Below are 17,893 nucleotides of genomic sequence, written 5' to 3'. Positions count from 1 at the left end.
ATTTGTCTAGATGTCACCCTAGCCACGCGGAACCCGGCTACGCAATCAAACGTGAGTACCGAGACCTCGGACCGGGATCTCAGTAGGCCCGCCCCGTGCCGAAGACCGAGGCCGGTGCGGCGACCGGGACGCGGCCGACGAACCGGGGCTCGAAGTCGAGGTCCGCGTTCAGCACCGCCTGGTGCAGCCGCTGCACCCGTGGGCTCGGCTCCAGACCGAGATGGGCGACCAGCGCGACCCGCAGCCGGTGAAAGACCTGGAGCGCCTGAGCCCTGCGCCCGCTGAGGTGAAGGGCCCACATGTACTGGCCGTGCAGCCCCTCGTAGAGCGGGTTCTCGACCGTGAGGGCCGCCAGCTCGGCCAGCACCTCGCGGTACAGGCCGAGCCGCAGCTGCACGTCGACCAGGCACTCGAAGGCGGCGAGCCGGGACTCCTCCAACTGCTGGCGCCTGCTCTCCAGCACCCGTCCGACCGGCACGTCCACCAGCGCGGGACCCCGCCACAGCAGGAGCGCCTCGTTCAGGTCCCGCACCCCGGCCGCGTCATCGCCGCGCACCAGGGCCTCGCGGCCGGCGGTCGCAAGGCGCCGGTAGCGGTGCAGGTCCAGCACTCCGGCCTCGGCGGTCAGCAGATATCCGCCCGCCCTGGTCACCAGGATGTCGCGGGACACCTCACCGGCGGTCAGCCCGGTGACGGAGGAGAACATCTTGCGCAGGTTCAGGACATACGTCTGGAGCGTGGCCAGACCGCTGACGGGTGGATCGTCGTCCCACAATTCCCGTACCAGGGAGGGCGCGGGCACCACCTGTCCCGTGTGGACGAGCAGCATCGTCAGCACGTTCCGCAGTTTCGGGGCGCTCGGCGCGGCCGTCTCCCCGTTCACCCGCACGCACAACGGTCCCAGCACACCGAATTCCATCGTGTCTCCCCACTCTCCGCCGTCGAGGGACCCGCCCGTCACGGGCGGCGGTGCTCCCGTTCCGGCCACGGCTCCCCGAGCTGGCGGTAGGTGCCCTGGTAGTCGGGCCAGTCGCGGTGGTGGTGGATCTTCCCGTCGACGAAGTGGAGGAGATGGATCTGCTCGCCCGAGAACAGCCGGCCGGTGGGTGCCATGCCCACCATCTCGCCGACGTGCCGCCCGTAGAGCACCAGACGGGCGCGCACCCAGTCGCCGTTCTCCTCGATGCCCACCTCTTCCAGGCGCGCCTCCTCCGAGAACGTTCTCTTGACCCACGCGACATTGACCGCGAAAAGCTCCGGGCCGCGCAACGAGGTGAATTCCAGAGTTCCCGGATTCATGTATTCCGCATGAATATAGTCGGCTACATCGTCCGTTTTCCCGGTGTTGTACGCCTCCACCAGGCGCCGAACGCTCGCTATCTGATCGCTCACGCTTTACCCTCCCGAATCGATGCGGTACGTGCCGGAATCAATTCTTAGGAGAAATCCTGGCCAGAAACAAGGGCCGGTCGGGCCGTCACGGATTGCTTTACGTTTTATCCAACCGTAGTCCAGTGGCGCTCCAAGACCCCTCCATCCGTGTCGGAGACGGAGCGGGAAAGGTGGTGGGTCCACCGAGAGAGCGGGAGAGTCAGTGGACACGTCCACGTACAAGACCGAAGTGGCAGCGGCCTTCAACAGCGCCGCGGCGTCCTACGACCGGCTCGGTGTGGAGTTCTTCACCCCGATGGGCCGGCGCCTGGTGGAACGCGCGGCACCGGGCGAAGGCGCGCGGGTCCTCGACATCGGCTGCGGCCGGGGGGCCTGCGTCTTTCCGGCAGCCGAACGCGTGGGACCGAGCGGTCACGTCACGGGCATCGACGTCGCCGAGGCGATGATCGAGGAGGCCACGAAGGAAGCGGCACTGTGGGACGCCTCCACGGTGGAGCTGCGGGTGATGGACGGGGAGTACCCGGACTTCGCGCCGCGCTCCTTCGACGTGGTCCTGGGCAGCTATAGCATCATCTTCCTGCCCGACGCGCCCGCCGCACTGGCCCGCTACGCGCCGCTGCTCTCCCCGGGCGGCCGGCTCGCCTTCACCAGCCCGGTGTTCACCGACGACACCTTCCCCTTCCTGCCCCCGGTGTTCACCGAGCTCATTCCGCGCGAGCTGCTGCTCGACCTGCCGCCGCAGTGGCAGCCCGAGCGTCTTCAGGAGCGCTTCAACAGCTGGCTCGCGGATGCGGCCGACCTCACCCGCACCCTGGAGGAGGCCGGCTTCCAGGAGGTCTCGGTCGTCGACGAACCGGTCCGTCTGGTGGCCGAGTCGGGCCTGGCGTGGGTGGACTGGTCCCATACGCAGGGCATGCGTCTGCTCTGGAACCACCTCTCGGACGACAAGCGTCAGCAGCTGCGGACGCGGCTGATCGGCTCGCTCGACGCGATGCGCGACGGGGACGGCCCGGTCACGATCGACACACCGGTGCGTTACGTCACGGCCGACGTCCGCACCTGACGAGGGGACCGGTTCCGTACGACGACGGTACGGAACCGGTGGCCCGCCCCGGCCTGTTCCACTCCGCACACACCTGACGCCCCGCCCGTCCGAACGGACAGGGCCGGGGCGTCGGTTGGGTGTCGTCGGGGCACGTGGTCAGACACGGGTGGCGGGCCGTTCCGGCCGGTCGTGGGGGACTGGGGTGCGGACGACCGGGTGGCCCGCGGCCCGCACGCGGGCCACCGCGGCGTCCACCGCGGCCCGGTCCGCCTCGGGTGGCCCGGGCCGGGCCGGCAGCAGTGACACCACGGCACTGGTCCCCCGCCGGACGGCTGGGTGGCGACGGGCCACCTGGGACAGGCCCTGGCCGGGTCCCACCTCCACCAGTAGGTGGTCACCGGTCGCCAACAGCCCTTCCAGCGTCGGCCAGAAGAGCACCGGAGCCACCGGTTGCCGCGCCCAGAAGGACACGTCGTCGATGTCGGACGGGGTCAACGGGGCGGCGGTGTAGGCGGAATGGACCGGCAGGGACGGCACCCGCCGGTCCACCGCCGCGAACTGTTCGGCCGCGCCACGGCAGGCGGGTTCGAGCACCGGACTGTGGAAGGCACTGAGCGAGGGCACTCGACGGCAGCTGAACCCGGCCTCCCGCAGCGTACGGCCGATCTTGTCCAGCGGGCCGCCGGGGCCGGCCAGCACGGTCTGGCGCGGGGCGTTGACCGCGCCGACCACGACATCGCCGCTCAGATACGGCGTCACCTCCGCCCTGGACGCGGCGACCGCGAGCATGCCGCCGGGCGGGGCCCCGGCCAGTCGTCGTACCCGGTCCAGGACCAGGCCGGTCGCGTCCCGCAGGCCGAACACCCCGGCCAGTACCGACGCTGCCAGCTCCCCGATGCTGTGCCCGAGCAGGGCGGCCGGGCGCACTCCCCAGCTCAGTACCAGTCTGCCCAGCGCGTGATCCACGGCGAAGAGCAGCGGCTGCGAGCGCGTGACGTGGTCCATCTCCGTGGCGGGCCGTTCGGCCAGCCAGTCGTCGCGCAGGGCGACGCCCTCGGGGCCCGCCGCCTCGAAGAACTCGTCCATCGCCGCCGTGAACACCGGCTCGTGCCCGTAGAGCCCTGCGGCCATCCGCTGGTGCTGGGAGCCCTGTCCCGGCAGCAGCAGGGCGACGGGCAAAGACTGTGCGGGGCTCATGCGATGCCCTCCCTGTTCGTCGTGCCTGCCCAGCTGGGCCGTTCCAGCATTTCGACAACCGCGCACGAGTAGGTGAATCCGGCGCCCACGCCCATCCACACGACCAGGTCCCCCGAGCCGAGCCCGCCGGAGCCGACCAGGTGGTCGAACCCGGCGATCTGGTCGCCGGCACCGAGGTGCCCGACACCACGGCTCCACTGCCAGGTGGTGTGCTCCTCCGCGATCCCGAAGCGGGCGAGGTGGCTCGCCCGCAGCCGCTTGCGGCCCAGGTGGGGAAGGACGAAGCGGTCGACGTCGGCGAGCGTGATCCCGGCGTCGGCGAGGGCTCTTTCGACGGCGGCATCCTGCGCGGCCGCGCTCGCCGCGATCACCTGGGTCACCCGGCGGGTGGCCAGGAAGTCCTTCTTGCAGGCGTCCAGGTCGACGACCGGCCGGTGACTGAACGGGGCGTGGCCGAAGGGGTCGTCACCTCGGTGCATCCCCTCCAGTTCCGGCGCGGAGACGGTGGCAAGACCGCGGATCCGGGCGAAGCCCTCCCGCGAGGACAGCACGAGGGCGGTGCCCCCGTCCCCGTAGAAGGTGCCCGAGTCGCTGCGCCAGCGGTCGAAGCCGGGCGGGCGGAAGGCGTCACCGGTCGTCACCAGCACACGCCGGTCGGGCTCGCCGGCCGCCGGTCCGGACCGCAGATGATCGACGGCGAGTCCGAGCGCGGCCATGCCGCCGTTGGAGACCTGGCCGACCTCGATCGCGGGGCACCGGTTGCCGACGGCGGTGCGCTGGACGTACGAGGCGGGCGCCCACAGGTCGTGCCCCTGGTAGAAGAAGCTGGCATGCAGGATCAGCGACACATCGTCGAAGCCGGAGCGCCCGAGGGCGGTCCGGGCGGCGCGGGCCGCCATCTCGGGCGCCGGTTCGTCGTGCGCGACGGCCACGGACACCATGCCCGTGGCCGTGGCCAGAGCCTCGTCGCACAGCCCGGCCGCGACCGCGTCCGCGACCGGGGTGCGGGGTGGCAACCAGGATGCGCACCCCGCGATCCGGATGTCCGGTGCCGGGGGCGCCACCACGGGAGCGCCCCCCGCACCAAGGCCCGCCTCGGTCATCCGGCAGCCTCCAGCGGGGCCGTGTGCCCCGCGAGCACGGCGTTGACGGCGTCGACGAACGCCGTCGGGGTGAGAGCCTCGCCGAGCAACTCCTCGGGGAGCTCGACACCGTAGCCGCGCTCGACCCTGCTGATCGCCTCCATGAGGGCCAGCGAGTCGTAGCCGAGCAGGGCGAACTCCTGCTCCGCGGCGGCGCTCGACAGATCGACCGCCTCTTCCTCGCCTGCGCACTCACGCATGATCCGGAAGAGGTCTTCGATGGTGAAAGCGGACATGACGTCTCCAAGGGGCGGCCGCGCGGGCCGCGGTGAGGCCGGCCGTGTACGGCACGGCCGGGCGGAACGGATGGTGAGGGGGTGACGGCTCGGACGGCGGGGGAGAGAGCGACGGCCGCCGGCCGCCGGACCCAGGGATTCGGGCCGCCGACCGCGAGGCCGTGGCTGCTGGTCCTCAGGCCGCCGCCGGACGGCTGACGACCATGGCGCTGTTGAATCCGCCGCGTCCCCGGGCCAGTACCAGTACGGCCGCCCCGTCGACAGGGCGGGACGAGCGGGTCACGAGGTCGATGTCGTAGCCCGTGGCCGGTCCATCGACGTGGACCGTCGGCGGTACGACACCGTCCCGCAGGGCGAACAGGGCCGTGACGAGATCGAGCGGGGCGGCACCCGCGTACAGGCGTCCCGTCATGGTCTTGGGGACCGTGACCGGCACGCCCGCGGGACCGAACACCGCGGTCAGGACCTGTGCCTCGACGCGGTCGGCCTCCGGTTCCCCGGCGCCATCCGCGAGGACGAAGGCGATGTCCCGGGCACGCAGACCGGCGTCGGCCAGCGCGCCGCGGACGGCCCGTTCCAGGTTGCCGGGCCGCCCCGAGCCGGGGCGGGGGTCGAAGGTGGCGGCGTAGCCGCTGATCTCCCCGTAGCTGCGTGCCCCGCGTGCCCGGGCCGCCTCCGCGTCCTCCAGGACCAGGATCGCTCCGCCCTCGCCCGGCACATGGCCGTCGGCGGCGGCGTCGAACGGCAGATAGGCGCGGGTCGGATCCGTGCTCTCGCTGAGGATCCCGGCGGAGATCTGCGCGGCGAGTCCGTAGGGACACAGCGAGGCGTCCATGGCACCCGTCAGCATGACCGGGGTGCCCCTGCGGATCCGGCGCCTGGCCTGCGCGACCGCGTCGAGACCGCCCGCCTGGTCGGTGACGAGGACTCCGGTGGGTCCGCGCAGGTCGTGCCGGATGGAGACCTGGCCCGAGTTGACGGCGTAGAACCAGGCGAAGGACATGTACGCGCTGACGTGCTTGGGGTCCTTGCCCCACAGGTGGCCCAGTTCACGCTGCCCGAACTCGAACCCGCCGGAGGCACTGGCGGTGACCACCCCACGCTCGGCGGCGGGCAGGCTGTCGGCCGTCAGCCCGGAGTCCGCGAGCGCCCAGTCGGACCCCGCGAGGGCGAACTGCGTCGTGCGGTCGGTCTGCGGGACGAGACGGCTGGGGACGTGCTCGCGCACCGAGAACCCGGTGACCTCGCCGGCCAGCCGGGAGGGGTACGAGGAGGGGTCGAAGCGGGTGATGCGGCCGATGCCGCTCTCGCCGCGCAGCGTCGCCGACCAGTACTCCTCCGCCCCGATCCCGTTGGGCGCGAGCACGCCGAGTCCGGTGACCACGGCCGCGGTGGTCATGGGCGCCTCCCTTCCGTGGCGGTGAGCACCATCGCGCTCTGGAAGCCGCCGAAGCCGCTGCCCACCGTCAGTACGGTGTCGGTGGGCTGGTCGCGTGCTGTCAACGGCACGTAGTCGAGGTCGAGCTGGGGGTCCGGCTCGTGCAGGCCCGCCGTGGGCGGCAGCACGCCGTGCCGGATCACCAGGGCGGAGGCGGCCGCCTCGATGGAGCCGACGGCACCGAGCGAGTGGCCGATGACGGCCTTGATGGAGCTGACCGGAACCCGGCGGGCGTGCTCGCCCAGGCTGTGCTTGATCGCGGCCGTCTCGTGGATGTCGTTCTGCCGGGTGGCCGTGCCGTGCGCGTTGACGTAGCCGACGGCCTCGCGGTCGATCCGGGCGTCGTCGAGCGCGCCGGTGATGGCGGCGGCCATCTCCAGTCCGTCGGGGCGCAGGCCGGTCATGTGGTGGGCGTTGGCACGCGCGGCGAAGCCCGCGACCTCGGCGTAGACCGGCGCTCCGCGCCGCAGGGCGGACTCCCGCTCCTCCAGGACGAGAACGGCCGCCCCCTCGCCGAGCACGAAGCCGCTCCGGGTCCGGTCGAAGGGCCGCGAGGCACGGTCCGGGGTGTCGTTGCGCGGTGAGGTCGCCTTGATGGCGTCGAAGCAGGCCACGGTGATCGGCGCGATGGGAGCGTCGCTGCCTCCGGCGATCATGATGTCGGCGCTGCCTTCCCTGATCAGCTCGACGGCGTGCCCCAGGGAGTCGAGGCCGGAGGTGCAGCCCGCCGAGACGAGCGCGACGGGACCCTCGGCGCCGGCCTCCCAGGCGACTTCCGCCGCCATCGAGCTCGGCACGAAGTAGTCGTACAGATACGGGGTTCCCGCCGCGTGGTCGACCAGCCACTGCCGGCCGCCGTCGCTGCGCGCGACGTACTCCTCCTCCAGCTTCTGGGTGCATCCCACGGCGGAGCCGAGGCTGACTCCGGTCCGGTGCGCGTTGCCCGCGTCGATCTCGATGCCGCTGTCGGCCAGCGCCTCGCGGGCGGCGACCAGGGCGAACTGGGTGGCGCGGTCGAGGCGGACGGTGTCACGGTCCGACAGTCCGGAGCGGGCCGCGTCGAAGTCGCATTCGGCCGCCATCCGGGAGCGGAACGGCGCCGGGTCGAAGGCGGTGATGGTCCTGGTCGCCGAGACACCGGAGACGATCCGTTCCCAGAACGCCTTCGTGCCGATGCCGCCCGGGGCGATCACGCCAAGGCCGGTGATCACCACCCGGCGGGCCGTCATATCTCCTCCCGCACAGGGGTCGCGTCGTCGACGGCGCCGTCACGGCGCAGCCGCGCGACATACAGTTCCGGCCGGCTCTCGCCCAGTGCGCGCAGCGCCTCGGCGTGCGGCCGGAAGCCGGCCCCCGAGACGGCCGCGCGGAACGAGGCGAGGTCCCGCCACTCGGCGACGTTGACGTACTGGCCGGGCCGCTCCGCGTGCCGGGAGAGCGTGTGCCGGACGAAACCCGGCTGCCGTGCCATGAACTCGGACGTCCGCGCGAACTCCTCCTCGAACACGTCGGGTTCGGCGTGCACGGTGAAGGTGTTCACGAAGGTCACGGCAGCGGCCCCCCTGGCCTCCGGCTCCTGATCCGTCATCGATGGCCTCCTCGTTGCCTGGTGTTGCCCGGTCTCTCATCAACGCGTTCATGGCACCCGCGTCGCTTGACATCGTGTGTCCGCTCGTGTCGTACCACGCTGCGTGCCAGGTCTCTCAGGTGGATGGACGGCCAATGGAGCCCTGGCCGGGCCGGGGGTAGAGCGCGTTCCGACCGGCCGCTGACACCCTCGCAGTCGTCCGGCACACCACCGCAGGGACCGCTGAGGAGCCGTCATGTCGCCAGCCGCAGAACGCGTCGCCATCGTCACCGGTGCCACCAGCGGGATCGGTCTCGCCGTGGCCCGCAGCCTGGCCGAAGGGGGTGCGCGGGTCTTCATCTGCGCCCGCGACGGCGACCGGGTCGCCCACACGGTCAAGGAGTTGCGCGAGGCCGGTCACGACATCGGCGGCACCTCGTGCGACGTACGCGATGCCGGCCAGGTGCATGCCTTCGTCGAGGAGGCCAGGGAGCGGTTCGGCCCCGTCACCGCGCTGGTGAACAACGCAGGCCGCAGCGGTGGCGGCCACACCGCGCAGATCCCCGACGAGCTGTGGCTCGACGTGATCGAGACCAACCTCACCAGCGTTTTCCGGATGACCCGCGAGGTCCTGACGGCCGGCGGGATGCTGGAGCGCGGCGCCGGACGGATCGTCAACATCGCCTCGACGGGCGGCAAGCAGGGCGTGGCGCTGGGAGCGCCGTACTCGGCGTCGAAGCACGGCGTGGTCGGCTTCACCAAGGCCCTGGGCCTGGAGCTGGCGAAGACGGGCATCACCGTCAACGCCGTCTGCCCCGGCTATGTCGAGACGCCGATGGCCGAGCGGGTGCGCCAGGGGTACGCCGGTGCCTGGGACATCACCGAGGACGAGGTACTGGAGAAGTTCGAGGCGAAGATTCCCCTCGGCCGTTACTCCACGCCGGACGAGGTCGCCGGGCTGGTCGGCTATCTGCTCACCCCGACGGCCGCCTCGATCACCGCCCAGGCGATGAACGTCTGCGGCGGGCTCGGCAACTACTGACAGCGGGCCCCGCCGTGCACGGCCGCGGGCAGACAGAGGGGATCAGCATGGCGCACGAGGTGCACACGACCGAACACACGATCACGGTGGCCGCCGCCCCGGAGTCCGTCTTCGCCCTGGTGGAGCGGGCGCAGGACTGGCCGCACGTCTTCCCGCCGAGCCTGCACGTGGAATGTCTGGAGCGGTCGGGGGACGAGGAGCGGCTGCGCATCTGGGCCACCGCCAACGGCGAGGTCAAGACCTGGATTTCCCGGCGCACCCTGGACCGCGAGGGACTGCGGATCCGCTTCCGCCAGGAGATCTCCCAGGACCCCGTCGCCGCGATGGGCGGCGAGTGGATCGTCGAGGCGCTGCCGGACGGCGGCAGCCGGGTGCGGCTGCTGCACGACTTCCGGGCCGTCGGCGACTTGGAGAGCAACGTCGGCTGGATCCTGGAGGCGATCGAGCGCAACAGCGGCGCCGAGCTGGCCGCGCTGGAGGCCGCCGCGCTGCGCACCGGCACCGACGAGGCGCCGTACACCTTCGAGGACGCGGTGCGGATCGACGCCCCGGCCCGGGAAGTGCGGGACTTCCTGCGCGACGCGGAGCTGTGGCAGCAGCGGCTTCCGCATGTCGCCCGGGTGCTGCTGAAAGAGGACATGCCCGACGTCCAGCACCTGGAGATGGACACCCGGGCCCCCGACGGTTCGACGCACACCACGGCCTCCGTGCGGATCTGCCTGCCCGATGGCCGCATCGCGTACAAGCAACTGCGGACCCCGGCCCTGATGTCCGTGCACACCGGCGAGTGGTCGGTGCAGGAGACCCCGTCCGGCTGTGTGGCCGTCTCCCGGCACACGGTGGTCGTGAATTCCGAAGCCGTCAGCCGGGTCCTCGGCCCCGCCGCGACCACCGCCGAAGCCCGCGCCTTCATCCGGGACGCGCTCGGCGGCAACAGCAAGATCACCATGCGGCACGCCAAGGAGCACGCCGAGCGGCAGGCCCGGACCGTGCCGTTGCCGCCCGCCGAGTACGCCTCCGTCCAGCAGTTCTACGCCCGGCAGATGCGGCTCCTCGACGAGGGCGACGGCGAGGCGTGGGCGGCGACCTTCACCGAGGAGGGGGCCTTCGAGCAGACCTCGTTCACCGAACCGGTACGGGGCCGGGCGTCGATCGCGCGGGCCGTGCGCGAACGGCCCGCGGCGCCGGCCGGCACGGTCCGCCGGCACTGGCTGGGCCTGCCGGCCGCCTGGCGTTTCCCGGACGGTTCGGTGCGCACGGGCTACGACGCCCTGGTCGTCTCGACCACCGAGGGCGCGGCTCCCGTCATCCGGCTGAGCACGTCGTGCCAGGACGTCCTCGTCGCCGACGGGGACGGCTGGCTGGTGAGCCACCGTCACGTCGGCCACGACGGGCAGTGAAAGTCCGCCGCACAGGACGGTGCCGGATCCGGGCCGCCGGGCCGGTCCGGATCCGGCACCACCACTCGCGAAAGGGAGACCCATGAAGGTCCTGTTCACCACGTTCGCCGCGAAGTCCCACATGCATGCCCAGGTCCCCCTGGCCTGGGCCCTCCAGACCGCCGGTCACGAGGTCCGTATCGCCAGCCAGCCGGATCTGGCGGAGGACATCACCCGGACCGGACTGACCGCCGTCTGCGTGGGGGAGCCGCTGCTCCTGGAGGAGCAGATGCAGCGGGTCAACGAGGGCCTGGGCGAGGACGCCGAGATCATGGAGAGCCAGGCGGAAGCCGGGATGGACATGACGGAGACCCGGCCCGAGATGCTGACCTGGGACCACGTCCTCGGAGTGTTCACCTCGATGACGGCCATGGCCTTCCAGAACTCCTGCCCGGAACGCATGATCGACGACCTGGTCGCGTTCAGCCGCGAGTGGCAGCCCGATCTGGTCATCTGGGACACCCTCTCCTTCGCCGGACCGGTGGCCGCGCGGGTCACCGGCGCCGCGCACGCCCGGCTGCTGTTCGGGCTCGATCTGCTGGGGCGGATGCGCGAGACCTTCCTCGACCTTCTGGCGGAGCGGCTGCCCGAGCAGCGGGACGATCCGCTGCGCGAGTGGCTGACCTGGACGCTCGGCCGTTACGGCGCGCGCTTCGACGAGGAGGTGGCGGTCGGCCAGTGGACCATCGACCCGGTGCCGCCGTCCATGCGGTTCCCGGTGCGGCAGCCGTTCGTCCCGCTGCGCTACATCCCCTACAACGGGCAGGCCGTCATACCGGACTGGCTGCACGAGCCGCCGAAGAAGCCGCGCGTCTGCCTGACGCTGGGGGTGGCCCACCGGGAGGTGCTGGACGGCGACCGCGCCTCGATCGGCGAACTGGTGGGGGCGCTGGCGGAGCTGGACGTCGAGGTGGTCGCGACGCTCAACGCCAAACAGCTCGCCGGACTGCGGCTGCCGGACAACGTCAGGGCCGTGGACTTCGTACCGCTCAACGCGCTGCTGCCGACCTGCTCCGCGGTCATCCACCACGGCGGCTCCGGCACCTTCCAGACCGCGCTGGCGCACGGCGTCCCGCAGTTGATCGTGCCCGACATGGTCTGGGACACCATCCACAAGGCCAAGCAGCTGGAGAAGTTCGGCGCGGGGCTGTATCTGCACGACGTCGACCACTACACCGCCCAGGACCTGCGCGAGCACGTGCTGCGCCTCCTTGAGGACCCGTCGTTCGCGGAGAACTGCGCGCGGATCCGCCGGGAGATGGTGGGCACGCCGAGCCCCAACGACATCGTCCCACTGCTGGAGAAACTCACCGCGGAGCACCGTACGGCTCGGGACACCCGCGGCACCGACCGAAAGGAGCGGTAGATGACCTCCGCCGTGCAGTTCCGCGAGCTCGCCGTCTCGGGCGCCTACGCCTTCACCCCACCCGTCTTCGAGGACGACCGCGGCCTCTTCACCTCGCCGTACCAGGAGCCGGCGTTCCGGGAGGCGCTCGGGCATCCGCTCTTCCCCGTCGCCCAGTCCAACCACAGCACATCGCGGCGCGGCACCGTCCGGGGCATCCACTACACCGTCACGCCGCCCGGCGTGGCCAAGTACGTGTACTGCGCCCGGGGCCGTGCCATCGACATCGTCGTGGACATCCGTGTCGGCTCGCCCACCTACGGCCGCTGGGACTCCTCCCTGCTCGATCCGCAGAGCTTCAGCGCGATGTACTTTCCGGTCGGTGTCGGGCACGCCTTCATCGCCCTGGAGGACGACACGGTGATGTCGTACATGCTCTCCGGGAGTTACGAGGCACAGCACGAGCTCGCCCTCTCGCCGCTCGACCCCGCGCTCGGCCTGCCGATCCCCCGGGACACGGAGCCCCTGCTGTCCGCACGGGACTCGGCCGCGCCCCTGCTCGCGCAGGTGCGGGCGGAGGGCGGCCTGCCGGAGTACGACAAGTGCCGCCGGATCGAGGCCGCACTGTGGCGGCGCTGAGCGACGGCCGGCCACCGGCCGCGGGATCCCGGGTCGCGGTGCTCGGGGCCACCGGCTGCGTCGGCCGCTGGGTGAGCGCTGCCCTGGCGCGCGAGGGCCACCAGGTGCTCGCCGTCGCACGGCGCGGCGGGCCCGCGGTGGCGGACCAGCTCTTCGCCGGCCTGGATGTGGCGGCCGTCCCGCCCTCCGACCTCGCGCGGCTGTTCACCGCGCACCGGGTGCGCGCGGTGGTCAACGTGACGGGCGGCTGGGGCACGACCGAGGAGGAGATGCGGTACGCCCACATCACCCTGGTCGACCGGCTCCTGAGAGCCGTGACGCGGATGGCGGAGCGGCCGCGGCTGGTCCATGTGGGTTCCATCCACGAGTACGGGCCGGTGCCCGAACCCCGCTCCATCGGCGAAGGCCTCGAACCCCGGCCGACCACCATGTACGCCAGTACCAAGCTGGCCGGCTCCGAGCTGGTGCTCGACAGCGCCCGGGGCGGCCGGGTGGACGGACTGGTGCTGCGCGCGGTGAACGTCTGCGGTCCCCGCACCACACGGGCCAGTTTCCTGGGAGCGGTCGTCGACACGCTGCGGGCCGCGGACCCGGGCGAGCCGGTGACGCTGCGGGTCGCGGACGCGCGGCGGGACTTCATCGACGTACGGGACCTGGCCGAGGCCGTGGTCCTCGCCGTGACGTCACCGGCCACCGGACAGGTCGTCAACATCGGCCGCGGGGAGGCCTCCACTATGCGCGAGCTGGTGGATCTCTTGGTCGCCGCTTCGGGGCTGCCGTCCGGGGCGGTGCGGATCGAGGACGGGCCGATCGCCAGCAAGGGCGGCGGCTGGACCCTGGCCGACATCCGGCTGGCGGGCGAACTGCTCGGCTGGAAACCGCGGATCCCGCTCGCCGAGGCGATGCGGGCCACCTGGGAGACGCCCGCCGATTGATCCACCCCGGCCGGGCCGGGTACGCCCCATCCATGACAAGGAGTTCAGATGGCCGAAATGACGGCGCGCATCGCCAGGTCGGCTGCGGCCGTGGAGAGTCCACTGACCGATCTCGCCGGATTCGACGACTGGTTCGCCGAGTACGGGGAGCAGATCTACACGACGGCCGAGCGGGTGCCGCTGGCGGCCCTCGACCAGTGGTACCAGACACCGGTGACCGGCGATCTGCGCCATCGCAGCGGCAAGTTCTTCACGGTGCACGGCCTGCGGGTGCACGATCCGGGCAACGCCGTGCCCTGGTGGGACCAGCCCATCATCGACCAGCCCGAGGTCGGTATCCTCGGCATCCTCGTCAAGGAGTTCGACGGCGTTCCGCACTTCCTGATGCAGGCCAAGGCGGAGCCGGGCAACCCCGGGGGCCTCCAGCTCTCTCCCACCGTGCAGGCGACGCGCAGCAACTACACCGGAGTCCACAAGGGCAAGCCCGTGCCGTATCTGGACTACTTCCGGGACACCTCACGGCACCGGGTGGTCGCCGACGTCCGGCAGTCGGAGCAGGGCGCCTGGTTCTACCGCAAGCGCAACCGCAACATGGTGGTGGAGACGACCACCGAGGTGGAGGTCCTCAAGGGCTTCCGCTGGTTCACGCTGGGGCAGTTGTACCGGCTGCTGGCGCGTGACGACATCGTGAACATGGACGCCAGGACCGTGCTGGCCTGTCTGCCGCACGCCTCCCGTCCGGACGGCGCGCTGCACCGGACGACCGACGTGCTGAGCTGGATCACCCGCGCCCGTTCGCTGGCCTCTGTGCACACCGAGCGGATCGCCCTCAACGCGCTTGACGAGTGGCGGCAGAGCGAGATGGGCCACTCGCACGAGAGCGGCGGGTTCTTCGACGTCATCGGGGTTTCCGTGACGGCGGCCGGGCGCGAGGTCGGTACCTGGCGCCAGCCGATGATCGAGCCGCACGGCACGGGGGTCATCGCGTTCCTGACCCGGGAGATCGACGGGGTGCCGCACGTGCTGGTGCACGCCCGTTCCGAGCCCGGCTACGCGGACGTCGTGGAACTGGCCCCGACCGTGCAGTGCGTTCCGGACAGTTACCGCTGGCTGCCGCCCTCCGCGAGGCCCCGCCATCTAGACGAGGTGCTGGCCGCCGGGCCAGGCCGCATCCGGTTCGAGGCCGTGCTCTCCGAGGAGGGCGGCCGCTTCTTCCACGCCCGCAACCGCTATCTGATCGTGGACAGCGACGTTCCCGAGGACCCCGGCCATCCCGACTACCGCTGGCTGACCATGGACCAGCTGACACAACTGCTCCAGCACAGCCATTACCTCAACGTGCAGGCCCGGAGCCTGGTGGCGTGTCTGCGCGGCCTGGAGGCGATCCGCCCGGCCGGCTGACCCGGCGCGTGCCGCGGCCGCACCGAGGACCGGCGCGCGCCGGCCACGCGGACACACCGAGGGCCCGGCGCCACGGCGCCGGGCCCTCGGTGTGTCCGGTGCGTGCCGCGGTCGGCCCGCGGCACCGGATCAGAGGCCGTCCAGTACGTCGCGCACCGCACTGATCACCTTGTCCTGGACGTCCGGCGCGAGGGTCGGGTACATGGGCAAGGAGAAGATCTGGCTCGCCAGTTCCTCGGTGACGGGCAGCGAGCCCAGGGGATACCCGAGGTGGGCGAACCCGGACATCGTGTGCACCGGCCAGGGATAGCTGATGTTGAGCTCGATGTCGTATGCCTTGAGGGCCTCGATGATGGCGTCGCGCCGGGGGTGGCGCACCGTGTAGACGTAGTACACGTGCTCGTTGCCGGGGACGGTGTGCGGCAGCACCAGATCGGTGTCGCCGAGCCCCTCCTCGTAGCGACGGGCGACCGCCTGCCGCCCCTGGATGTAGGTGTCGAGCCGACGCAGCTTGCGCCGCAGGATCTCGGCCTGCACCTCGTCGAGCCGGGCGTTGTGGCCCGGGGTGCCGACGACGTAGTACCGCTCCTCCATGCCGTAGTAGCGCAGCCGGCGCAGCCCGCGGTCGGTGTCGTCCCGGGAGGTCAGCACGGCGCCGCCGTCGCCGTACGCGCCGAGCACCTTCGTGGGGTAGAAGGAGAAGGCGGCGGCGTCACCCGCGGCGCCGGCGAGCCGGCCGTCGCGGCGGGCGCCATGGGCCTGGGCGCAGTCCTCGACGAGGAGCAGGTCGTGCTCCGCGGCCAGCCGCTCCAGCGGTGCCAGGTCCACGCACTGACCGTAGAGGTGGACGGGCAGCAGACACCGGGTCCGGGGGCCGAGGACCGCGGCCACCTGCTCGGTGTCCATGAGGTAGCTGTCCGGGTGGACATCGACGAACACCGGGGTGGCGCCCACCGAGTCGATCGCGACCACGGTGGGAGCGGCCGTGTTGGACACGGTGACGACCTCGTCCCCCGGGCCGACGCCGAGCGCCTGAAGGGCCAGCTTGATCGCGTTGGTGCCGTTGTCCACGCCGACGCAGTGACCCACGCCGTGATAGCCGGCGAACTCCCGCTCGAAACCGCGGACACTCTCTCCGAGGACGAGCCGGCCAGAGGTGAAGACCGTCTCCACAGCGTCCAGAATATCGGCGCTTTCGTTCTCGTATTCCTTCTGGTAGTCCCACACGAGAGTCGTCATTATTTCTTTCCCCTCCCATACCGATGCCACGCCACGGGACGTCACCGTTCCCTTACAGCCCACCATATTGCCGGACCGGTCCACAACCCTTGAATTCCTCTATTCTCGGTCGAATCTGCATGGATTCCGGATTTTCCTTCTTGCTGTCGAGTGAATCCGGTCGTTAACATGGTCAGAAATCAAGGACAGGGGCATAACGTGAAAGGGATTATTCTCGCCGGCGGTTCGGGATCACGGCTCCATCCAATAACCGTCTCCGTATCGAAGCAACTGCTCCCAGTGGGCGACAAGCCGATGATCTACTATCCGCTTTCGGTCCTGATGCTCGCGGGAATCAAGGAGATCCTGCTCATCTGCACCGAGCGCGACCTGGAGCAGTTCCGCCGGCTCCTGGGCGACGGCACCCAGCTGGGCATCCGGATCGACTACGCCGTCCAGAACCGGCCGGCCGGCCTGGCCGAGGCCTTCGTCATCGGCGCCGACCATGTGGGCGACGACGATGTCGCACTGGTCCTGGGAGACAACATCTTCCACGGCTACCACTTCTACGACCTGCTCCAGAGCAACGTCCGGGACGTGCGGGGCTGTGTGCTGTTCGGCTATCCCGTGGAGGACCCGGAGCGCTACGGGGTGGGCGAGACCGACGCGTCGGGCCGCCTCGTCTCCCTGGAGGAGAAGCCGATCCGGCCGCGCTCCGACCTCGCCATCACCGGGCTCTATCTGTACGACAACGAAGTGCTGGACATCGCCAAGAACCTTCGCCCATCGGCCCGCGGAGAACTGGAGATCACCGATGTGAACCGGAATTACCTGGCTCGCGGCCGAGCCCGCCTGGTCGACCTCGGCCGCGGTTTCGCCTGGCTCGACGCCGGAACTCCGGAATCCCTGCTCCAGGCCGCCCAGTATGTCCGGACGCTGGAAGAACGGCAGGGCGTGCGCATCGCCTGCGTGGAGGAGATCGCCCTGCGCATGGGATTCATCGACCCGGAAAGGTGCCACGAGCTCGGCGAGAAGATGTCCCAGTCGAGCTACGGCCGATACGTGATGTCGGTGGCCCGCGAAATGTCATCCTGACGCCTGCGTCACTCAAGCCGATTCGCGTACACCGACGAAAAGACCACGACCGGTCGGGCCGTCCGCCAGGAATTCCACGGAACAGCCGGCGTCGGTGAACGCGGAGACGTACTCGTCCTTGGTGAACAGGGTCAGGACGTCGATCTCGGTGAACTCCTTGATGCCGGCCGCGTCGCCCACGGTGAAGCGGACCTCCATACGGGTGGCCCGGCCCTTACGGGTGGTGTGCGAGATCCGCGCGATGGTGCGGTGCTCCTCACGGGCCAGGTCACCCGCGACATAGCCCTCGATGAAGTTCTCGGGGAACCACCAGGGTTCGACGACCAGGACGCCGCCGGGCTCCAGATGGCCTGCCATCGACCGGATGGCGGCCCGCATGTCGGCCACCGTCTCCAGATAGCCGATGGCGCAGAACATGCAGCTCACCGCCGAGTACCTGCGGCCGAGCGCGAAGTCGCGCATGTCTCCCGCGTGCACCGTGACGCCGGGCAGCCGCTGCTCTGCGAGCCGGCGCATCGGCTCCGCGATCTCCAGTCCCTCGGCCACCTCGAACAGTGTGCTGAACACGCTGAGATGGGCGCCTGTGCCGCAGGCCACGTCGAGCAGTGAGTCGGCTCCGGGGCGACGTTCGGCGATGAGGCGGGCGACGTCCCTCGCCTCCTGCCCCCAGTCCTTGCCCCGGCTTCGGTAGATGGTCTCGTACACGTCCGCAAGTTCTCGGCCGTACATGTGGGTCTCCTCCCGTGGTCGCCCCGCAGGGCG

18 protein-coding genes are annotated in these 17,893 nt (G+C 70.9%); 8 read left to right on the top strand and 10 right to left on the bottom strand.

Annotation, left to right across the window (positions count from 1 at the left end; genetic code table 11):
- Positions 1 to 79 precede the first annotated feature (79 nt).
- Together ACFYNP_RS26575 and ACFYNP_RS26570 are read right to left on the bottom strand one after the other, a co-directional pair.
- Positions 80 to 919, bottom strand: a complete 840-nt coding sequence (locus ACFYNP_RS26575; RefSeq protein ID WP_388412108.1) for a BTAD domain-containing putative transcriptional regulator — start codon at positions 917 to 919, stop codon at positions 80 to 82.
- A gap of 38 nt (positions 920 to 957) precedes the next feature.
- Positions 958 to 1,392, bottom strand: a complete 435-nt coding sequence (locus ACFYNP_RS26570) for a SnoaL/DnrD family polyketide biosynthesis methyl ester cyclase (RefSeq protein WP_388412110.1) — start codon at positions 1,390 to 1,392, stop codon at positions 958 to 960.
- Between the two features lie 202 nt (positions 1,393 to 1,594).
- On the opposite strand from ACFYNP_RS26570, the gene ACFYNP_RS26565 reads away from it, so the two are divergent.
- Positions 1,595 to 2,455 carry a class I SAM-dependent methyltransferase gene (locus tag ACFYNP_RS26565; RefSeq protein ID WP_388412112.1) on the top strand — a complete coding sequence of 287 codons (861 nt, stop codon included), beginning with the start codon at positions 1,595 to 1,597 and terminating at the stop codon, positions 2,453 to 2,455.
- 138 nt (positions 2,456 to 2,593) lie between these two features.
- On the opposite strand, the gene ACFYNP_RS26560 is transcribed toward ACFYNP_RS26565, so the two are convergent.
- The 6 genes from ACFYNP_RS26560 to ACFYNP_RS26535 form a co-directional block, all read right to left on the bottom strand.
- A complete protein-coding gene (locus ACFYNP_RS26560) occupies positions 2,594 to 3,634 on the bottom strand; it encodes an acyltransferase domain-containing protein (RefSeq protein WP_388412114.1) in 1,041 nt (346 codons plus the stop codon).
- Positions 3,631 to 4,737 carry a ketoacyl-ACP synthase III family protein gene (locus tag ACFYNP_RS26555; RefSeq protein WP_388412116.1) on the bottom strand — a complete coding sequence of 369 codons (1,107 nt, stop codon included), beginning with the start codon at positions 4,735 to 4,737 and terminating at the stop codon, positions 3,631 to 3,633. The genes ACFYNP_RS26560 and ACFYNP_RS26555 overlap by 4 nt, the downstream gene beginning before the upstream one ends.
- Positions 4,734 to 5,012: an acyl carrier protein gene (locus tag ACFYNP_RS26550; RefSeq protein ID WP_388412118.1), complete on the bottom strand. Its 279-nt coding sequence runs from the start codon at positions 5,010 to 5,012 to the stop codon at positions 4,734 to 4,736. Before ACFYNP_RS26550 ends, ACFYNP_RS26555 begins: the two co-directional genes overlap by 4 nt.
- A 175-nt stretch (positions 5,013 to 5,187) precedes the next feature.
- On the bottom strand, positions 5,188 to 6,411 hold the full coding sequence (locus tag ACFYNP_RS26545) for a ketosynthase chain-length factor (RefSeq protein WP_388412120.1): 1,224 nt from the start codon (positions 6,409 to 6,411) through the stop codon (positions 5,188 to 5,190).
- Entirely contained in the window at positions 6,408 to 7,679 is a 1,272-nt protein-coding gene (locus ACFYNP_RS26540; RefSeq protein ID WP_388412121.1) for a beta-ketoacyl-[acyl-carrier-protein] synthase family protein, read from the bottom strand. The genes ACFYNP_RS26545 and ACFYNP_RS26540 overlap by 4 nt, the downstream gene beginning before the upstream one ends.
- Positions 7,676 to 8,038, bottom strand: a complete 363-nt coding sequence (locus tag ACFYNP_RS26535; RefSeq protein ID WP_388412123.1) for an antibiotic biosynthesis monooxygenase family protein — start codon at positions 8,036 to 8,038, stop codon at positions 7,676 to 7,678. Before ACFYNP_RS26535 ends, ACFYNP_RS26540 begins: the two co-directional genes overlap by 4 nt.
- A gap of 235 nt (positions 8,039 to 8,273) precedes the next feature.
- Between ACFYNP_RS26535 and ACFYNP_RS26530 the strand changes: the two genes are divergently transcribed.
- The 6 genes from ACFYNP_RS26530 to ACFYNP_RS26505 all read left to right on the top strand — a co-directional run bounded on the left by ACFYNP_RS26530 (position 8,274) and on the right by ACFYNP_RS26505 (position 14,818).
- Positions 8,274 to 9,059 carry an SDR family NAD(P)-dependent oxidoreductase gene (locus ACFYNP_RS26530; RefSeq protein ID WP_388412125.1) on the top strand — a complete coding sequence of 262 codons (786 nt, stop codon included), beginning with the start codon at positions 8,274 to 8,276 and terminating at the stop codon, positions 9,057 to 9,059.
- A 47-nt stretch (positions 9,060 to 9,106) separates the two neighbouring features.
- Complete coding sequence (locus ACFYNP_RS26525) at positions 9,107 to 10,459, top strand: SRPBCC family protein (RefSeq protein WP_388788808.1); 1,353 nt, start codon at positions 9,107 to 9,109, stop codon at positions 10,457 to 10,459.
- Positions 10,460 to 10,541: 82 nt separating this feature from the next.
- The gene (locus tag ACFYNP_RS26520) at positions 10,542 to 11,864 is read left to right on the top strand and encodes an activator-dependent family glycosyltransferase (protein WP_388788805.1); all 1,323 of its coding nucleotides are present in this window, start codon (positions 10,542 to 10,544) and stop codon (positions 11,862 to 11,864) included.
- Positions 11,865 to 12,482: a dTDP-4-dehydrorhamnose 3,5-epimerase family protein gene (locus tag ACFYNP_RS26515; RefSeq protein ID WP_388412130.1), complete on the top strand. Its 618-nt coding sequence runs from the start codon at positions 11,865 to 11,867 to the stop codon at positions 12,480 to 12,482. It begins immediately after the preceding gene.
- Positions 12,470 to 13,417, top strand: a complete 948-nt coding sequence (locus tag ACFYNP_RS26510) for an NAD-dependent epimerase/dehydratase family protein (RefSeq protein WP_388788802.1) — start codon at positions 12,470 to 12,472, stop codon at positions 13,415 to 13,417. The genes ACFYNP_RS26515 and ACFYNP_RS26510 overlap by 13 nt, the downstream gene beginning before the upstream one ends.
- A 48-nt stretch (positions 13,418 to 13,465) precedes the next feature.
- Positions 13,466 to 14,818: an NDP-hexose 2,3-dehydratase family protein gene (locus ACFYNP_RS26505; RefSeq protein WP_388412134.1), complete on the top strand. Its 1,353-nt coding sequence runs from the start codon at positions 13,466 to 13,468 to the stop codon at positions 14,816 to 14,818.
- A gap of 129 nt (positions 14,819 to 14,947) precedes the next feature.
- Here ACFYNP_RS26505 and ACFYNP_RS26500 read toward each other — a convergent pair whose 3' ends face one another.
- On the bottom strand, positions 14,948 to 16,057 hold the full coding sequence (locus tag ACFYNP_RS26500) for a DegT/DnrJ/EryC1/StrS family aminotransferase (protein ID WP_388412136.1): 1,110 nt from the start codon (positions 16,055 to 16,057) through the stop codon (positions 14,948 to 14,950).
- A 198-nt stretch (positions 16,058 to 16,255) separates the two neighbouring features.
- On the opposite strand from ACFYNP_RS26500, the gene rfbA reads away from it, so the two are divergent.
- Positions 16,256 to 17,131, top strand: coding sequence for a glucose-1-phosphate thymidylyltransferase RfbA (gene rfbA / locus ACFYNP_RS26495; RefSeq protein WP_388412138.1), 876 nt, complete (start codon positions 16,256 to 16,258; stop codon positions 17,129 to 17,131).
- Positions 17,132 to 17,143: 12 nt separating this feature from the next.
- On the opposite strand, the gene ACFYNP_RS26490 is transcribed toward rfbA, so the two are convergent.
- The gene (locus ACFYNP_RS26490) at positions 17,144 to 17,860 is read right to left on the bottom strand and encodes a class I SAM-dependent methyltransferase (protein WP_388788800.1); all 717 of its coding nucleotides are present in this window, start codon (positions 17,858 to 17,860) and stop codon (positions 17,144 to 17,146) included.
- Positions 17,861 to 17,893 lie beyond the last annotated feature (33 nt).

Source organism: Streptomyces sp. NPDC006691 (assembly GCF_042869955.1).
Taxonomy (GTDB): Bacteria; Actinomycetota; Actinomycetes; order Streptomycetales; family Streptomycetaceae; genus Streptomyces.
The sequence above is the reverse complement of the archived record's forward strand: the minus strand, read 5'-3'. Positions and strand labels throughout refer to the sequence as shown.

Bases quoted from the DNA above. Each gene is read 5' to 3' on its own strand.
- ACFYNP_RS26575 (WP_388412108.1), bottom strand. From the start codon at position 919: ATGGAATTCGGTGTGCTGGGACCGTTGTGCGTGCGGGTGAACGGGGAG.
- ACFYNP_RS26560 (WP_388412114.1), bottom strand. From the start codon at position 3,634: ATGAGCCCCGCACAGTCTTTGCCCGTCGCCCTGCTGCTGCCGGGACAG.
- ACFYNP_RS26555 (WP_388412116.1), bottom strand. From the start codon at position 4,737: ATGACCGAGGCGGGCCTTGGTGCGGGGGGCGCTCCCGTGGTGGCGCCC.
- ACFYNP_RS26550 (WP_388412118.1), bottom strand. From the start codon at position 5,012: ATGTCCGCTTTCACCATCGAAGACCTCTTCCGGATCATGCGTGAGTGC.
- ACFYNP_RS26545 (WP_388412120.1), bottom strand. From the start codon at position 6,411: ATGACCACCGCGGCCGTGGTCACCGGACTCGGCGTGCTCGCGCCCAAC.
- ACFYNP_RS26540 (WP_388412121.1), bottom strand. From the start codon at position 7,679: ATGACGGCCCGCCGGGTGGTGATCACCGGCCTTGGCGTGATCGCCCCG.
- ACFYNP_RS26535 (WP_388412123.1), bottom strand. From the start codon at position 8,038: ATGACGGATCAGGAGCCGGAGGCCAGGGGGGCCGCTGCCGTGACCTTC.
- ACFYNP_RS26530 (WP_388412125.1), top strand. From the start codon at position 8,274: ATGTCGCCAGCCGCAGAACGCGTCGCCATCGTCACCGGTGCCACCAGC.
- ACFYNP_RS26525 (WP_388788808.1), top strand. From the start codon at position 9,107: ATGGCGCACGAGGTGCACACGACCGAACACACGATCACGGTGGCCGCC.
- ACFYNP_RS26520 (WP_388788805.1), top strand. From the start codon at position 10,542: ATGAAGGTCCTGTTCACCACGTTCGCCGCGAAGTCCCACATGCATGCC.
- ACFYNP_RS26515 (WP_388412130.1), top strand. From the start codon at position 11,865: ATGACCTCCGCCGTGCAGTTCCGCGAGCTCGCCGTCTCGGGCGCCTAC.
- ACFYNP_RS26505 (WP_388412134.1), top strand. From the start codon at position 13,466: ATGGCCGAAATGACGGCGCGCATCGCCAGGTCGGCTGCGGCCGTGGAG.
- ACFYNP_RS26500 (WP_388412136.1), bottom strand. From the start codon at position 16,057: ATGACGACTCTCGTGTGGGACTACCAGAAGGAATACGAGAACGAAAGC.
- ACFYNP_RS26490 (WP_388788800.1), bottom strand. From the start codon at position 17,860: ATGTACGGCCGAGAACTTGCGGACGTGTACGAGACCATCTACCGAAGC.